The sequence below is a fragment of the Streptomyces sp. NBC_00344 genome, assembly GCF_036088315.1.
Lineage (GTDB): Bacteria > Actinomycetota > Actinomycetes > Streptomycetales > Streptomycetaceae > Streptomyces.
The window spans coordinates 1584198-1599645 of the sequence record NZ_CP107996.1 but is presented as its reverse complement, the minus strand read 5'-3'; the positions used below and the strand labels follow the sequence as shown (position 1 = coordinate 1599645).

The 15448-nt window shown below is 68.6% G+C and carries 18 protein-coding genes; 8 read left to right on the top strand and 10 right to left on the bottom strand.

Going from position 1 to position 15448, the window contains the following annotated elements; genetic code table 11:
- Positions 1-9 precede the first annotated feature (9 nt).
- Positions 10-759, top strand: coding sequence for an AzlC family ABC transporter permease (locus tag OHS16_RS07090; protein WP_328536324.1), 750 nt, complete (start codon positions 10-12; stop codon positions 757-759).
- Positions 756-1061 (top strand): AzlD domain-containing protein, encoded by a 306-nt coding sequence (locus OHS16_RS07085; RefSeq protein WP_328536323.1) that lies wholly within the window; start codon positions 756-758, stop codon positions 1059-1061. Before OHS16_RS07090 ends, OHS16_RS07085 begins: the two co-directional genes overlap by 4 nt.
- A 15-nt stretch (positions 1062-1076) precedes the next feature.
- Here the strand turns inward: OHS16_RS07085 and OHS16_RS07080 are convergent, their stop codons facing one another.
- Positions 1077-1994 carry a hypothetical protein gene (locus tag OHS16_RS07080; RefSeq protein WP_328536322.1) on the bottom strand — a complete coding sequence of 306 codons (918 nt, stop codon included), beginning with the start codon at positions 1992-1994 and terminating at the stop codon, positions 1077-1079.
- 79 nt (positions 1995-2073) lie between these two features.
- Here OHS16_RS07080 and OHS16_RS07075 point away from each other — a divergent pair, with 79 nt between their 5' ends.
- From OHS16_RS07075 to recX, 4 genes are all read left to right on the top strand, one after another.
- Entirely contained in the window at positions 2074-2268 is a 195-nt protein-coding gene (locus OHS16_RS07075; protein WP_328536321.1) for a DUF3046 domain-containing protein, read from the top strand.
- A 180-nt stretch (positions 2269-2448) separates the two neighbouring features.
- Complete coding sequence (locus OHS16_RS07070; protein ID WP_328540744.1) at positions 2449-3585, top strand: AI-2E family transporter; 1137 nt, start codon at positions 2449-2451, stop codon at positions 3583-3585.
- A 172-nt stretch (positions 3586-3757) separates the two neighbouring features.
- Complete coding sequence (gene recA, locus OHS16_RS07065; protein WP_328536320.1) at positions 3758-4885, top strand: recombinase RecA; 1128 nt, start codon at positions 3758-3760, stop codon at positions 4883-4885.
- A gap of 3 nt (positions 4886-4888) precedes the next feature.
- The gene (gene recX, locus OHS16_RS07060; protein ID WP_328536319.1) at positions 4889-5515 is read left to right on the top strand and encodes a recombination regulator RecX; all 627 of its coding nucleotides are present in this window, start codon (positions 4889-4891) and stop codon (positions 5513-5515) included.
- 205 nt (positions 5516-5720) lie between these two features.
- Here recX and OHS16_RS07055 read toward each other — a convergent pair whose 3' ends face one another.
- The 8 genes from OHS16_RS07055 to OHS16_RS07020 all read right to left on the bottom strand — a co-directional run bounded on the left by OHS16_RS07055 (position 5721) and on the right by OHS16_RS07020 (position 12005).
- Positions 5721-6125 carry a rhodanese-like domain-containing protein gene (locus tag OHS16_RS07055; protein ID WP_328536318.1) on the bottom strand — a complete coding sequence of 135 codons (405 nt, stop codon included), beginning with the start codon at positions 6123-6125 and terminating at the stop codon, positions 5721-5723.
- On the bottom strand, positions 6122-6661 hold the full coding sequence (locus OHS16_RS07050; RefSeq protein ID WP_328536317.1) for a cysteine dioxygenase: 540 nt from the start codon (positions 6659-6661) through the stop codon (positions 6122-6124). Before OHS16_RS07050 ends, OHS16_RS07055 begins: the two co-directional genes overlap by 4 nt.
- Positions 6662-6735: 74 nt before the next feature.
- Entirely contained in the window at positions 6736-6807 is a 72-nt protein-coding gene (locus OHS16_RS07045; protein WP_317852217.1) for a putative leader peptide, read from the bottom strand.
- A 47-nt stretch (positions 6808-6854) separates the two neighbouring features.
- Complete coding sequence (locus OHS16_RS07040; RefSeq protein ID WP_328536316.1) at positions 6855-8492, bottom strand: FAD-dependent monooxygenase; 1638 nt, start codon at positions 8490-8492, stop codon at positions 6855-6857.
- A gap of 166 nt (positions 8493-8658) precedes the next feature.
- Positions 8659-9516 carry an amino acid ABC transporter permease gene (locus OHS16_RS07035; RefSeq protein ID WP_328536315.1) on the bottom strand — a complete coding sequence of 286 codons (858 nt, stop codon included), beginning with the start codon at positions 9514-9516 and terminating at the stop codon, positions 8659-8661.
- A complete protein-coding gene (locus tag OHS16_RS07030) occupies positions 9513-10160 on the bottom strand; it encodes an amino acid ABC transporter permease (protein ID WP_328536314.1) in 648 nt (215 codons plus the stop codon). Before OHS16_RS07030 ends, OHS16_RS07035 begins: the two co-directional genes overlap by 4 nt.
- Before the next feature lie 95 nt (positions 10161-10255).
- Positions 10256-11176, bottom strand: coding sequence for a glutamate ABC transporter substrate-binding protein (locus OHS16_RS07025; RefSeq protein ID WP_328536313.1), 921 nt, complete (start codon positions 11174-11176; stop codon positions 10256-10258).
- 43 nt (positions 11177-11219) lie between these two features.
- Positions 11220-12005 carry an amino acid ABC transporter ATP-binding protein gene (locus OHS16_RS07020; RefSeq protein WP_328536312.1) on the bottom strand — a complete coding sequence of 262 codons (786 nt, stop codon included), beginning with the start codon at positions 12003-12005 and terminating at the stop codon, positions 11220-11222.
- A gap of 300 nt (positions 12006-12305) precedes the next feature.
- Between OHS16_RS07020 and OHS16_RS07015 the strand changes: the two genes are divergently transcribed.
- Both OHS16_RS07015 and OHS16_RS07010 read left to right on the top strand, forming a co-directional pair.
- Positions 12306-13001: a response regulator transcription factor gene (locus tag OHS16_RS07015; RefSeq protein WP_328536311.1), complete on the top strand. Its 696-nt coding sequence runs from the start codon at positions 12306-12308 to the stop codon at positions 12999-13001.
- A 16-nt stretch (positions 13002-13017) separates the two neighbouring features.
- On the top strand, positions 13018-14439 hold the full coding sequence (locus tag OHS16_RS07010) for a sensor histidine kinase (RefSeq protein WP_328536310.1): 1422 nt from the start codon (positions 13018-13020) through the stop codon (positions 14437-14439).
- Here the strand turns inward: OHS16_RS07010 and OHS16_RS07005 are convergent.
- Positions 14436-15431 (bottom strand): TAXI family TRAP transporter solute-binding subunit, encoded by a 996-nt coding sequence (locus tag OHS16_RS07005; protein ID WP_328536309.1) that lies wholly within the window; start codon positions 15429-15431, stop codon positions 14436-14438. The two genes, OHS16_RS07010 and OHS16_RS07005, sit on opposite strands and share 4 nt — an antisense overlap.
- Positions 15432-15448: the final 17 nt, after the last annotated feature.

The following is a 15448-nucleotide window of genomic DNA, read 5'->3' as shown; positions in this document are numbered from 1 at the left end:
CGTCCAGGTGTGGCAATAGAACGGACAATCATCGAGGAGACCGGCACAGCCCCGGATCCCAAGCCGGACGCGGCCGTCATCAGGGACGCACTGGGTGTCGGTATCGCCGTCGGGCTCTCCGGTTTCGCCTTCGGCGTGACCGCGGCGGGCTCCGGCCTCACCGTGCTGCAGACCTGTGTGATGAGCCTGCTGGTCTTCACCGGAGCTTCGCAGTTCGCGCTGGTCGGAGCGCTGGCCGCGGGCGGCAGCCCCTTCACTGCGGCCGCCGGAGCCTTCTTCGTCGGCATACGCAACACCTTCTACGGGCTGCGGCTCTCCCAGCTGCTCGCCCTGCCACGCGCCCTGCGCCCTTTCGCGGCGCACTGGGTGATCGACGAAACCACCGCCGTCACCCTGGCGCAGCCCACCCGAAGGGCCGCCCGCATCGGGTTCACCGTCACCGGCCTGACCCTCTATGTGCTGTGGAATCTCACCACGCTGCTGGGCGCACTGGGCGCACACCAGCTCGGTGACCCCGATGCCTGGGGTCTCGACGCGGCAGGTCCTGCGGTCTTTCTCGCGCTGCTCGCCCCCATGCTGCGCACGGTGACGGAGCGTGCGGCTGCCGGGCTCGCCGTCGTCCTGGGGCTCGGGCTGCTGCCGGTTCTGCCGGTGGGCGTGCCCGTGCTGATCGCCGCACTCGCGGCGCCCGCGGTGCTGTTCCTCAAGGGCCGCACCACCTTCCGCACCGCCCCCGCAGACAAGGAGCAGGACCGATGAACATCTGGATCGCCGTCGCGGTGACCGCGGCCGGCTGCTACCTCGTCAAACTGCTCGGTCTGCTGGTTCCGGCCGGCGTGCTGGAGCGCCCGGTGGTCGGACGGCTCTCCGCCCTGCTGCCGGTCGCCGTGCTGGCTGCTCTCACCGCCCAGCAGACCTTCGGCGACGGGCAGCAGCTCGTTCTGGACGCCCGTGGTGCGGGGCTGGCCGCTGCCGCGCTGGCGCTGCTGCTGCGCGCTCCCTTTCTCGTCGTCGTCGGAGCTGCCGTGCTCGTCACCGCCGGGGTGCGCGCCCTGGGCTGAGCCCGGCCGAGGGTGTCAGCCGCCGATGTCCCGGCCGTGGGCCCGTAGCGTCGTGAGTGCCTGGATCGTCACCATCGGCCGCGCCTCGAGCTGCGTCCCCGGCGCCCAGGGCCGCCAGTTGACCGGCCAGCCGCCGTCCTGTTGCTGCTCGGCCAGGAGGAAGTCCAGCGACCGGTTCATCTCGTCGTCCGTGAACCAGGAGCGGGCCAGCGAATCGGGTACCCGCGCGTAGTCGTGGGGGAAGTGCTGCTCACCCGGTGCGTAGCCGGGTGCGACCGGGTACGCACCGCGGTCCTGGGGGTCCAGGACGGCCAGCCGCTGGTCGCGCACCTGCCGGCCGAGCCGGGCGGCGGCGGCTTCGGCCCTCGAGCGGTCCGGGACACCGTCCAGAAAGGCCACCGCCGCCTGGATCTCGTACGGATGGGAGTTCTCCAGCGCGTCGATCGCCGCCCAGCAGAAGTCGGTCGCCCTGAAGAGCCAGGCGTGCCACACCTCGTTGCGGTGCAGCAGTCCCACCACCGGCCCGGTCGCCAGCAGCTCACTCGGCGGATCGTCGACGACCGGGATGAAGGGTGCCGACGGATAGCCGCGCTGCGAGGGGTGGACGGCGGGCAGTGCACCGTCGGCGGTGGACACATCCGTGAGATAGCGGCAGATCAGCTCCACCCGCGCACCACCGCAGCGGCCGATCGAATCGAGGACCCGCAGGGCGTGCGCCGTGTGCAGTGGCTGGCTGACGGGGCCGCGCAGATCGGGTTCCAGCGCGTGACCGTACCCTCCGTCCTCGTTGCGGTAGGCGGTCAGCGCCGCCTCGACGGGACCCGCCCCGCCGCCGAGGAAGCAGTGAGCGAACCGCCGCTGCTCGAGCACCCGGGCCGTCAGCCAGATGAAGTGCTCGGCACGTGCGAGAGGAGATGCTCCGGATCCGGCCATGTACCGACCGTAGAGCGGAAAGCGCTCTCGGGGAGGGAGCCGGACCCGGGTGCACTCCCAGGGGCGGGATACTGAGGGCATGCGGTTGACGATTTTCTGGGAGCGGATGGCGGAGCACTTCGGTGAGGGGTATGCCGATTCGTTCGCCCGTGACCATGTGATGGCGGAGCTCGGCGGACGCACGGTGCACGAAGCACTCGCCGCCGGATGGGAGACCAAGGACGTCTGGCGGGGAGTCTGCTCGGCGGTCGGGATTCCCGAGAGCAAGCGCTGAGCGCAGGGCGGCCGGAGAGGCTCCGGGCGGGTAGGCGACACTGGCCCGGTGGCACCGACTGATGAGACCGCCGAGAACCAGATCCCGGACGCGACCGCCGAGGACCGGACGACCGCGGGACGGACTCCTCCGCCGCCCACGCCGCCTCCCGCCGGAACGTCCACGGCGGCGCCGATGCGGATGCCCGGCTGGCTGCCGCGGGCGATGGTGCTCGCGCTGGCCCTCATCGCCTGTTTCCAGCTGGGCAGTTGGGCCTTCTACCAGCTCATAGGGCTGCTCACCAACATCCTCATCGCGTTCTTCCTGGCGCTCGCGGTCGAACCGGCCGTCGACCGGATGGCAGCGCGCGGCGTACGACGGGGTCTTGCCACCTTCCTGGTCTTTCTCGGGGTGATGGTCGCGGGAGCCGGATTCGTCTTCCTCCTGGGATCGATGCTGGCCGGACAGATCGTGGACATGGTCGAGGAGTTCCCCAAGTACCTCGACTCGGTGATCAACTGGACCAACCACACCTTCCACACCGAACTGTCGAGGGTGCAGGTCCAGGACAGCCTGCTGCACTCCGACTGGCTGCAGAAGTACGTCCAGAACAGTGCGAGCGGTGTGCTCGACGTGTCGACCACGGTCCTGGGCGGTCTCTTCCGGCTGCTGACGATATTCCTGTTCGCCTTCTACTTCGCGGCCGACGGACCCAGACTGCGGCGCGCGCTCTGCTCGGTGCTGCCGCCGGCGAAACAGGCCGAAGTGCTGCGCGCCTGGGAGATCGCGGTCGCCAAGACCGGCGGCTATCTGTACTCGCGTGGCCTGATGGCGCTCATCTCCGGCATCGCTCACTACATCCTGCTGGCCGCCCTGGACGTGCCGTACGCCCCTGCCCTCGCGGTGTGGGTCGGCCTGATCTCGCAATTCATCCCGACCATCGGCACCTACCTGGCGGGCGCCCTGCCGATGCTGCTGGCCTTCACGGTCAACCCCTGGTACGCGCTGTGGGTGCTGGTCTTCGTGGTGATCTACCAGCAGTTCGAGAACTACGTGCTGCAGCCCAAACTCACGTCGAAGGCCGTCGACATCCACCCCGCGGTCGCGTTCGGTTCGGTCATCGCGGGCACCGCGCTGCTCGGCGCGGTCGGTGCGCTGATCGCCATCCCGGCGGTCGCGACCCTGCAGGCGTTCCTGGGTGCCTATGTGAAGCGGTACGCGGTGACGGACGACCCCCGCGTGCACGGCGGACGCCGGCCCAGGGGCGGCGCCTCGGCCCTGGCGCGGTTCCGCAGTTCACTTCTCGAGAGGCGTCCGCCGCCGGGGAGCGACGGCTGAACCCTCCTCGTGGTGCGCTTGACACCAAAATCGAACATGCATTCTCATTGAAGGAAGGGCCCAGCGCAGGACGAGTTGCCCATGGGCCGGGGGACGCCGGGACCCATTGTCAGTGGCAGGGGATAGCGTCACTGACGTGAAGCGATCGACTCAAGCAAATCGGGTGGAACCCATGGCAGGTAACGACCGCGAGAAGGCGCTGGACGCCGCGCTCGCACAGATTGAACGGCAATTCGGCAAGGGCGCGGTGATGCGTCTCGGCGAGCGGCCGAACGAGCCCATCGAGGTCATCCCCACCGGGTCGACCGCACTCGACGTCGCACTCGGCGTCGGCGGGCTGCCGCGCGGCCGCGTCGTCGAGGTGTACGGACCGGAGTCCTCCGGAAAGACGACACTGACGCTGCACGCGGTGGCCAATGCGCAGCGGCTCGGAGGCCAGGTGGCCTTCATCGACGCCGAGCACGCTCTGGACCCCGAGTACGCCAAGAAGCTCGGTGTGGACATCGACAACCTCATCCTGTCCCAGCCGGACAACGGTGAGCAGGCGCTCGAAATCGTGGACATGCTGATCCGCTCGGGCGCCCTCGACCTCATCGTCATCGACTCCGTCGCGGCCCTGGTGCCCCGTGCGGAGATCGAGGGGGAGATGGGCGACTCGCACGTCGGTCTGCAGGCCCGGCTGATGAGCCAGGCGCTGCGAAAGATCACCAGCGCACTGAACCAGTCCAAGACCACCGCGATCTTCATCAACCAGCTCCGCGAGAAGATCGGCGTGATGTTCGGTTCCCCGGAGACCACGACGGGCGGCCGTGCACTGAAGTTCTACGCCTCGGTGCGGCTCGACATCCGCCGGATCGAAACCCTCAAGGACGGCACCGACGCGGTGGGCAACCGCACCCGGGTGAAGGTCGTCAAGAACAAGGTCGCGCCGCCCTTCAAGCAGGCCGAGTTCGACATCCTCTACGGCCAGGGCATCAGTCGTGAGGGTGGACTGATCGACATGGGCGTGGAGAACGGCTTCGTCCGCAAGGCGGGCGCCTGGTACACGTACGAGGGCGACCAGCTCGGCCAGGGCAAGGAGAACGCCCGCAACTTCCTGAAGGACAATCCCGATCTCGCCAACGAGATCGAGAAGAAGATCCTGGAGAAGCTGGGCGTCGGCGTCAGGCCCGAGGAACTCACGGCGGTGCCGGGTGCGGATGCCGGAGGCACTGCCGTGTCCGATGAGGCCGCGAAGACGGTTCCTGCGCCGGCCGGCGGCAAGGCCAAGACGGCCAAGACCGCTGCGGCCAAGAGCTGACCCATGGTCCGGAGAACCGAGTGGCCGGGGGCCACGGACTCCGAGGCCGGTGATGAGGGGGGGCCTGGACAGCCGGAACGGCGGCAGTCCAGGCCACGGCAGCAGAAGCCTCAGGATCCGGCGGAGCAGGCACGGGCGATCTGTCTGCGCCTGCTCACCGGGACCGCGCGCACCCGCAAGCAGCTCGCGGATGCGCTCAGCAAGCGCGAAATTCCCGACGAGGTCTCCGACGAGGTGCTCTCCCGCTTCGAGGAGGTCGGTCTCATCGACGATGCGGCCTTCGCTGACGCCTGGGTGGAATCCCGGCACCATGGGCGGGGGCTCGCCCGGCGGGCCCTGGCACGCGAGCTCCGTACCAAAGGGGTGGACTCCGAGCTGATCGAAGAGGCCGTCGGGAGGCTCGACTCCGAGCAGGAGGAGGAGACCGCCCGCGAGCTCGTGGCGCGCCGCCTGCGTTCCACCCGCGGAATGGACCGTGACAAACGGCTGCGCAGACTCGCGGGCATGCTGGCCCGCAAGGGATATCCGGAGGGTATGGCCCTGCGAGTGGTTCGGCGCGCTCTTGAGGAGGAGGGCGAGGACCTGGAGGACGACGGCCTGGGGGGCGGTCCGGAACACGGAGAGTTCTAGGGCGGGCCGGACCGTCCTGCCCGGGAACTGCTCGCGTACCTGGTCCGGCGATCATCGGCATGTTCCCGCCGTGCCCCTCGATGGGCTCGCCCGGCTGGCATGTCACCGGTCAGCGAGGCCTTTGCACGGTCGGTAAAGGCCGGAAGGCGATTCCACCCGGATGGCGGTGGCCGTCACCCGCCTGCCACGTCGGCCCGGTGCCAGCTCAGCGTTCCACCGGGAGCCCCGCGGCACGCCAGGCCTGGAATCCGCCGACAAGGTCCGTTGCCCGATGCAGACCCAACTGCTTCAGGGACGCTGCCGCGAGCGAGGAGGCGTACCCCTCGTTGCAGATCACCACCACCGGCAGATCGTGACCGGTGGCCTCCATCGCCCGGTGACTGCCCTGCGGATCGAGCCGCCACTCCAGTTCGTTGCGCTCCACGACCAGCGCTCCTGGAATCAGACCGTCCCGCTCCCGCAGTTCCGCATATCTGATGTCCACCAGCAGCGCCCCGTCCGAGGCGGCGGCGTGGGCCTCCTCCGGCCCGACCCGCTCGAGCCCGGCTCTGACCCGTTCCAGCAAGGCGTCGATCGACACCCGTTCGCGCTGTCGAGTCCGCTCGCTCATTCCCACTCCCCGGGAAGCTCGATCTGCTCGAGACGCAGCAGAGGGCCGCTGCGGCTGTACCGGCGCATCAGCGGCAGCGGCGGATAGTAGGTGTGCACCGAGACCGCGTGTTCATCGGCGGACTCGTTGAGGACCTGGTGCACATGATGAGCACCGAACGACCGGCTGTCGCCGGGTGCCATACGGCGGCTGCGGTCGATCCCGTCGGCCAGTTCCAGGGTCTTCCAGCCCTCGGTGGGCAGCCGCGCCGCGAGCGAGTCCTCCTTCAGAGTGCCGCTCGCCGTGGCGAAGGCACCCCGGGAGCCGCCGTGGTCGTGCCAGCCGGTGCCGGTCCCGGGCGGCCAGGCGATCAGCCAGGCCTCGCTGCCGCCGGGGCCTTCGAGCCGGAGCCAGGTGCGGCCCCCGGGGTCGAGGGGGAGCGAGGCGACGAGTTCGGAATCTGCTGCGATCCGGCGCACGAAGTCGAGCAGTTCGGTCGCGGTGGGCGCCGAAGGCCGTACGGGGGCAGCGGTGGGCAGGGATGCGGAGAGAGACACGGTGACCGTCCGGGATGGTTCGCGAAGGCGTGCGGCGAGGCGGGCGCGGCGCAGGCACGCAGGGAAGGGGCGAATCAGCAGGACGGGCGACACATGCAGCCCGCATAGCGGACGAGGTCCATATGGACCCTCCGCCACAGGCGCACATCGGTGTCGGTCACGCTTCGCAGTACACCATCTGAGCCCTTGAGGGTCAATTGATGTCCGCGGTGCGCTCCTCCCTTACCGCGGTGGCGGCGCCGCCCCGTGCGGCATCGGCCGCTTCGTACAGCTCGGCGGGGCGCACGCCGGCGAACGCCGACACCAGATGTCCGTCCGGACGCACCAGCAGCACGGTGTGTGCGGAGGCACCCGGATAGGCCTCGGCCACCAGGAGCTCGGCCCGGACGGGCAGAGCGGTCACCGCGGCCGCGAGCCGTGGCATGACCCCCGCGGTCAGCCAGTGCCTGCGGTCCCACACCCCCGTGCCGGGGGCGACCAGGAGCACCAGCAGCCGGCCCGCTCCCAGCCGGTCCCGCAACCGCACCGACGTGCCGTCCGGTGCGGTCGCCCTGACATCCGCGACCGGCTCGCCGACAGCTGTCCCCACCGGCGTCGGGGAGTGTGCGTGCCGGGGTGCGAGGGGCGAGTGCGCATATGTGGGGGGAGCGCCGAGTGCTCCGCGCCCCAGGTGACCGTCGGCGAGCAGGACATCGTGCCCGCGCGTGCCACCGGGCAGGTACGACCGCAGCCCACTACCGCCGCGCAGCACCGGCAGCGACTGGTCGGCGGCACGCAGCCGTGCGGCGACAGCCGTGCGGCGCTCCGCCTGATAACTGTCGAGCAGTAGTTCCGAGGCTCCGTGGTGCCACGCCTGCGCAAGCTTCCAGGCCAGATTCTCCGCGTCCCGCAGCCCCTCGTCGACCCCCTGAGTCCCCAGCGCACCCAGCAGGTGGGCGGCGTCCCCCGCGAGGAAGGCCCGGCCGACCCGCCAGCGCCGGGCAAGCCGGTGGTGCAGGGTGTACACCCCGGTGTCGATCAGTTCGTACGGAGGTGTGCGGCCGCACCATCCGGCCAGCGCGGCGCGTACCCGTGCCACCAGCGCCTCGGGCGTGACCAGCTCGGCGCGCGGCGGCAGCAGCCAGTCGATCCGCCAGATGTCGTCGGGCAGCGGACGGGCCGTCACCTCCTCGCCGCCGGAACGCCATGGCGGCATCCGGTGCAGAAGTGCCTCACCCGGCCAGGGCAGTTCGGCGCGCAGCGCGGCCACCGCATGCCGCTCCACCGCTGTGCGGCCGGGGAAGCGCACATCGAGCAGTTTGCGCACGGTGGACCTGGCCCCGTCGCAGCCGACCAGATGACTGCCGCGCCACCAGGTCGACTCCGGCCCGGCCGTGTGCACGGTGATTCCGGTGCTGTCCTGCTCAATCGTGTCGATACGGCTGTGGGCGGCCAGCGTCACCAGGTCATGCGCGGCCGCCGCGGCACGCAGTCCGCGGGTCAGCGCGTGCTGCGGCAGATGCAACGGGGACGGCTCAGCAGCCACGAGCGCATGATCGCCGTCCAGCCCACTGCGGGGGGCGACGTTGTCGAAATCGACATGCTGTACCCGCTGACCTCGCCGGATCACCCGCCAGGCCGCCCAGCGCGCGGCTTCGTTCGAGGACGGGACGCAGCCGAGCCGCTCGATGAAGGCGGTCGTGTCCGGGCGCAGGACGACCGTCCGGGCCGGACGCGGGTCGTCGTGGCCGGCGCCCTCGTCGAGCACCACGGACGGAACGTCCTGAGCGGCGAGCGCCAGCGCCAGTGCGAGCCCGACAGGGCCCGCACCGACGACGATCACCGGGTCCACGGTGCGACTCCTCGAACCCGTACGGAGAAGCTGCTGATGGCAGGTTGCGCCCGGTGCACGATCACAGAACGTATGCAACCGACTGGGGGTGCCCCCGTCAAGCGAGGGGGGTACGCCGCGCGGCGCGGGAAGCGGCTGTTCCTCCGGTGCCGTGGGACGGGAGGTGCTAGAGGGGATCGATCTGGAGTTCCTGCTGTCCCGGCGGGAGGACGGCGACACCCGTCTTGGCGCGCCTGCCGCGCTTCTCGATCCAGGTGGCGAGGGCGGACAGAGCCAGGCACATCGCGATGTAGATGGTGCCGATCACCGCAATCGTCGAGACATAGGGGTACAGCCCATTGACCGGGGTGTTGGAGGCGATGAGACGCGCGGAGTTGAGCAGCTCCGGATACAGGATGATGAAACCGAGCGAGGTGTCCTTGAGCGTCACCACCAGCTGACTGATGATGGTCGGCAGCATCGCGCGCACGGCCTGCGGCAACAGCACGCTTGCCATGACCTGCGTCTTGCTCATACCCAGGGCGTACGCCGCCTCCCGCTGCCCGGCGGGTACGGAGTTGATACCGGCCCGGAGCACCTCTGCCTGGACACAGCCGTTGTAGATGGACAGACCCAGAGCCAGTGCCCACATCGAGTAGTCGGTGAGGAAGCCGATCCAGAGCGCGTAGATCGTGATCAGTAGCGGGATGGACCGGAACAGTTCGATGAAGACGGTTGTCAGCCAGCGGACCGGACGGTGATCGGAAAGCCGCCCGACGACCAGGATCACACCGAGTACCAGTGAGCCCACCGCGGCGAGACCGAATGCCTTCAGCGTGGCGACGACCCCGTCGGCGATGTTCTGCCGAATACCGCTGTAGTTGAAGATGTCCCACATGCCGAAGGCGAGATCGCCCTTGTCCGACAGGCGTACAACGCTGACGACGAGCAGCGCGATGATGGCCGCGCTGCCCAGCACGGCATAGATCCGGTTGCGCACGACAGCCCTGGGGCCCGGTGCGTCAAAGAGCACGCTGGCACTCATCGGGCTACCTCCATGCGGCGCTCGATCAGACGGAAGATGCCGCTGATGGCGAAAGTGATGACCAGGTAGCCGATGGCGACCCAGAGGAAGATGGGAACGATCGCGTAGCCCAGATCGCTCATCGACTTCTGCCAGCCGAAGAGCTCGACGACGCTGAATGCGCCGGCGATTGCCGAGTTCTTGGTGAGCGCGATGAAGATGCTGCTCAGCGGCGGGATGACGATGCGGGTCGCCTGCGGCAGAACGATCGTCCGCAGTGTCTGCGAGAAGGTCATTCCCAGCGAGCGGGCCGCCTCGGCCTGACCGATCGGGACCGTGCTGATACCGGACCTGACGGCCTCGCAGACGAAGGACGAGGTGTAGAAACCGAGGGCGAGTGAGCCGAGAACGTAGGGACTCATCCCCGGGAAGAGGATCTCCGGGACGACAAAGGTGGCTATCAGGAACAGCAGCGTCAGCGGCGTGTTGCGGAGCAGGGTGACCCAGGCCGTTCCGAAGAACCGGAGCGGAGGAACGGGGGAGACCCGGAAGCCGGCCATCACCACGCCGAGGACGAGGGCGATGACCGCGCTGACGGCGGTGATCGACAGGGTTCCTATGAAGCCGTCGCGGAACGCCGAAAAGTGGTCGAGCAGTACGTTCATGAGGTCTCCGCGTCGGCGGGCAGCTGCTTAAAGACGGGGGCCGCAGCGCCCCGTACCTGAGATACGGGGCGCTCCAGCATCGGTGAAGCGGTGGATCAGTAGGGCTCGATGGCCGGCGGTGCGACGTACGAGGAGCCGGACAGACCCAGGGTCGCCTCGTAGATCTTCTTGTACGTGCCATCCTCGACGTGCTTCTCGATCGAGTTGTTGATGAAGTCGCGGAGCGTCTTGTCGTCCTTGTTCAGGCCGACGCCGTAGGGCTCCTCGGTGAACGGCTTGCCGATCACCTTCAGCTTCTTCGGGTTCTGCGCCGCGTAGCCCTTGAGGATCGCGTCATCGGTGGTGACCGCGTCCACCTGCTTGGTCAGCAACTCCTGCACGCAGTCGGAGTACTTGGCCAGCTCAGTGGTCTTCGCGCCGTACTCCGGCTTCTTGATCTCGGCGAGCGGGGTGGAACCCTTGATCGAGCAGACCTTCTTGCCCTTCAGGCTGTCAGGCCCAGTGATGCTCTTCTCGTCCTTGCGGACCAGCAGATCGGCGCCGGCCTTGTAGTAAGGACCAGCGAACCCGACAAGCTTCTTGCGCTCATCGTTGATGGTGTAGGTGCCGACGAGGTAATCGACCTGGCCCTTGGAGATGGCGGTCTCGCGGATGCCGGAGTCCACCGTCTTCCACTCGATCTGGTCCTTGGTGAAGCCCAGGTCGGCCGCGACCATCCGGGCGATCTCGATGTCGAAGCCCGAACGTTCCTTGGTCGACTGGTCCTCGAAACCGAGGTAGGGCTGGTCGGCCTTGGCGCCGATGACAAGCTTGCCGCGCTTCTTGGCCTTCTTGAACGTCGGGGAAGCGTTCAGGGTCACGTTCTTCGCGACGGTGTAGGTCGGCAGCTTGGGCGCGTTCGCACCACCGGGTGCCGGCGGTTTGTCGCCGGCCGAGCCCGACTTGCCGCCGCAGGCGGTTCCGGTCAGCGCGAGCACGGCAATCGCCGCTGCGGCGGCGGGCTTACGGAACTTCATCGTGAACATCCTCTGTGTCGGCAGACGTTGAACGTCGGTTTGGTCAGTGGTGCAGGATCTTCGACAGGAAGTCCTTGGCCCGGTCGCTGCGCGGGTTGCTGAAGAACTGGTCGGGCGTGGCCTGTTCCACGATCCTCCCGTCGGCCATGAAGACGACCCGGTTGGCCGCGGAGCGGGCGAAGCCCATCTCGTGAGTGACGACCACCATCGTCATTCCGTCACGTGCCAGCTGCTGCATGACCTCGAGGACCTCATTGATCATCTCGGGGTCGAGCGCCGAAGTGGGCTCGTCGAACAGCATGACCTTGGGGTCCATGGCCAGCGCCCTCGCGATGGCGACGCGTTGCTGCTGGCCACCTGAGAGCTGCGCGGGGTACTTGTCCGCCTGTGAACCGACGCCCACCCGGTCGAGCAGCGATCGCGCCTTGTTCTCGGCGGCCTTCTTGTCGGTCTTTCGCACCTTTATCTGGCCCAGCATGACGTTCTGCAGAACCGTCTTGTGCGCGAAGAGGTTGAACGACTGGAAGACCATGCCGACGTCCGCGCGCAGCCGGGCGAGGTCCTTGCCCTCCTGGGGCAGGGGCTTGCCGTCGATCGTGATCGCACCGGAGTCGACTGTCTCCAGGCGGTTGATGGTGCGGCACAGTGTGGACTTCCCGGACCCGGAAGGTCCGATGACGACCACGACCTCGCCTCGGGCGATGGTCAGATCGATGTCCTGGAGCACATGCAGTGCGCCGAAGTGCTTGTTGACGTGGTTCAGCACGACCAGATCGTGCGCTGCCTGCGCAGAGCCATCGGCGGGCTTGGTCATGGGCACTTTGCTCATCGGCTGTTCGCTCCGTCCTCCTCGGCTGCTAGGGCAGTCGTGGTTCGAAGGACAGTAGTGAGCTGTAACGACCAGCGTCATTACATCTGAGCGGAACTTGAGCATCACGAATCGGTTGCACGCCGGTAGTCTCCGGATACTCCGCGTGAACATGGTCATGATCGGAGTACCGGGTGCATAACGGAAACCCGGTGACAGCATGAAGGCCCTTGACTGGTGCGGCAGCCATCGGCGTGGATGCCCTGGTACCTGTGAATGCCGGTACAGCTGGAACGTGGACCGCACAACGGGAGGGGGCACATGCGACTGCTGCTCGTCGAGGACGACAACCATGTGGCCGCTGCGCTGTCCGCCGTACTGGCCAGACACGGCTTCAGGGTCGTGCACGCCCGTAGCGGCGAGGAGGCACTGCGCGCCCTGCTGCCCGACGACGAGGAGCCCTTCGGGGTCATCCTGCTGGATCTCGGGCTGCCCGACCAGGACGGTTACGAGGTCTGCGGCAAGATCCGCAAGCGCACCGTCACGCCGGTGATCATGGTGACTGCCCGGGCCGATGTGCGCTCACGGATCCACGGGCTGAACCTCGGCGCAGACGACTACGTAGTCAAGCCCTACGACACCGGGGAGCTGCTGGCCCGTATCCATGCCGTCAGCCGCCGCACGTCGACGGGTGAGGACACCGGGTCGGTACCTGCCGTCGCGCTGAGCCTCGGTCCGGTCGAGATACAGCTGCCCACCCGGAGGGTCAGCATCGAAGGCGAGGAGATCCAGCTCACTCGCAAGGAGTTCGACCTGCTCGCGCTGCTCGCCCAGCGCCCGGGTGTCGTCTTCCGCAGGGAGCAGATCATCAGCGAGGTCTGGCAGACCAGCTGGGAGGGGACCGGACGCACTCTCGAGGTGCATGTGGCTTCCCTGCGTTCCAAGCTGCACATGCCCGCGCTGATCGAGACCGTGCGGGGCGTGGGCTACCGGCTCGTCGCGCCTGCCGCGGCCTGAGGCGCGTCACCTTCCGATGCGTGCCAGGCTGCTACCGCTGCTCATTGTCCTCATGGCCGGAGTGCTGCTCGCGCTCGGATTCCCGCTCGCTCTGAGTGTGGCCGAGGCACAGCAGCAGAAGGTGATCGTCGACCGGCTGGACGACACCGCGCGGATTGCCGCCGAGGCGCAGTTCGTCACCGAGATCCCGGCCAGCGAGGGCGAGCGGCACGACACGCTGCAGCACGAACTCGCCCGCTACGAGACGGTTTACGGCATCCGGGCCGGTGTCTTCTACCGTGACGGCCAAGCCATGGCCGCCGCTCCGCGGTTCTGGTCGGTGCCGTCCGCGGGTGAGGGGCTGCAGGCATTCCAGGAGGCGCTCGCCGGACGGCGCAGCCGGGATCCCTCGCAGGTCTGGCCATGGGGAAGGGGCCGCCTGATCGTCGCGTCGCCGGTGGTCAGGAACGGCGACGTCATCGCGGTGGTGGTGACCGACTCGCCCACCGGAGAGATGCGTTCGCGGATCGTCCGGGGCTGGCTGCTGATCGCCGCCGGGGAGACGGCGGCCATGCTGCTGGCGCTGGGAGCAGCCATCCGGCTCACCGGATGGGTGCTGCTGCCGGTGCGGACGCTGGACGCGGCCACGCACGACATCGCGACCGGGCGGATGAAGTCACGGGTCGCGCCCGGCGGTGGTCCGCCCGAACTCCGCCGTCTGGCCCGCGCGTTCAACGAGATGGCGGACAACGTCGAGGACGTTCTGGAACAGCAGAGGGCCTTTGTCGCCGATGCCTCCCACCAGTTGCGCAACCCGTTGGCGGCGCTGCTGCTGAGGATCGAACTGCTCGCCTTCGAGCTCCCCGAGGGCAACGAGGAGATCGCTTCGGTGCGGACAGAGGGCAAGCGCCTCGCCGAGGTGCTCGACGATCTCCTGGACCTGGCACTGGCCGAACACACCGACGCCGAACTGCGTCTCATGGACATCGCCGAACTGGCTGCGGAGCGGGTCGCGGCCTGGCGCCCGCTCGCCGACGGCAAGGGGGTCCGGCTGACCGAGGAGGGCTCCGCCGCTGCCACCGCCTGGGTGGACCCCGTCGCGCTCTCCAGCGCACTCGACGCGGTGATCGACAACGCGCTGAAGTTCACCCCGGAAGGGGAGCGGGTCGTCGTCACGGTCTCCTCGCACGACGCCGCGTCCAAGATCAGCGTGGCCGACGGGGGCCCCGGCCTGAACCAGGACGAGCTTGCCCGGATCGGCGACCGCTTCTGGCGCAGCAGCAGGCATCAGAACGTCAAGGGCTCGGGCCTGGGCCTCTCCATCTCGAGGGCGCTGCTCACCACGGGTGGGGGCTCGATGACGTACGAACAGAACGAACCGCACGGGCTGCGGGTGACGGTCAGCGTGCCGCGTACGGCACCGCATGCCCGGGCAGCCCCGGACCGGGGCGCCAGCTAGGGTTTGGCCGACCGGTAGTAGCGCCGGGCGCCGTCGTGCAGCTTCAACGGGTCCGTGTAGATCGCTGTGCGTACGTCCACCAGTTGCGCCGCGTGCACCTGGCGGCCGATCCGGTCACGGCTGCCTATCACGCTGCGGGTGAAGGCCTCGGTCAGCTCCGGGTCCTCGCGGTCGGTGGTGACCAGCACGTTGGCCACCGCGACGGTCGGGACGGCGCCGCTGTTGCGTGCATCGAGGTAGGCGTCTCCCGGGATGACGGCGGAGCGGTAGTAGCGGGTGGTCCCGCCGCCCGAGTGCAGCCTGGACACCATGTCGTCCAGCGGAACGAGCCGGACCGGATGGCGTGAGGCCAGATTGCGCACCGCGTCCGTCGGGAGTCCGCCGGACCAGAAGAACGCGTCGATCTTCCCGGCGTCCAGCAGCGCGGGGCCGGTGTCGATCCCGGCCGGCACCGGGGTGATGTCCTTCTGCGGATCCAGCCCGGCGGCCCGCAGCACCCGCTCCGCGATCAGGCGCACCCCCGATCCCGGCTGGCCCACGGCCACCCGCTTGTGCCGCAGATCGCGCGCACGCCGCACGGCGGACCCGTCGTCCACGACGAGCTGTACGTAGTCGTCGTACAGCCGCGCGCAACCGCGCAGCCGGTCCGCTCCGGCCTTGCCGTCGGCGATGTACTTGGCGATGGCGTCGGCGGTGGCGATGGTGAAGTCGGCCTTGCCCGTCGCCACCCTCGCGAGGTTCTGCTGTGAACCCTCGCTCGGTTGCAGGGCGATCTTCACGCCGGGCAGATCACGCGCCAGCGTCGGCTGCAGCAGTTTTCCGTAGAGCTGGTAGACGCCGGTCCTGACCCCCGTGCTGAAGGTGACGGAGCCGCGGGGGGAGGACGGTCCGATGGGCAGCAGCCACCACATCAACAGTCCGAGGACCACCAGTGCTGCCGCCGAGCCCTGGAGGGCGCGGCGGCGGCTGATGCGGGACAAGGCCGGGAACATGCGCGTGATCCTGCCAG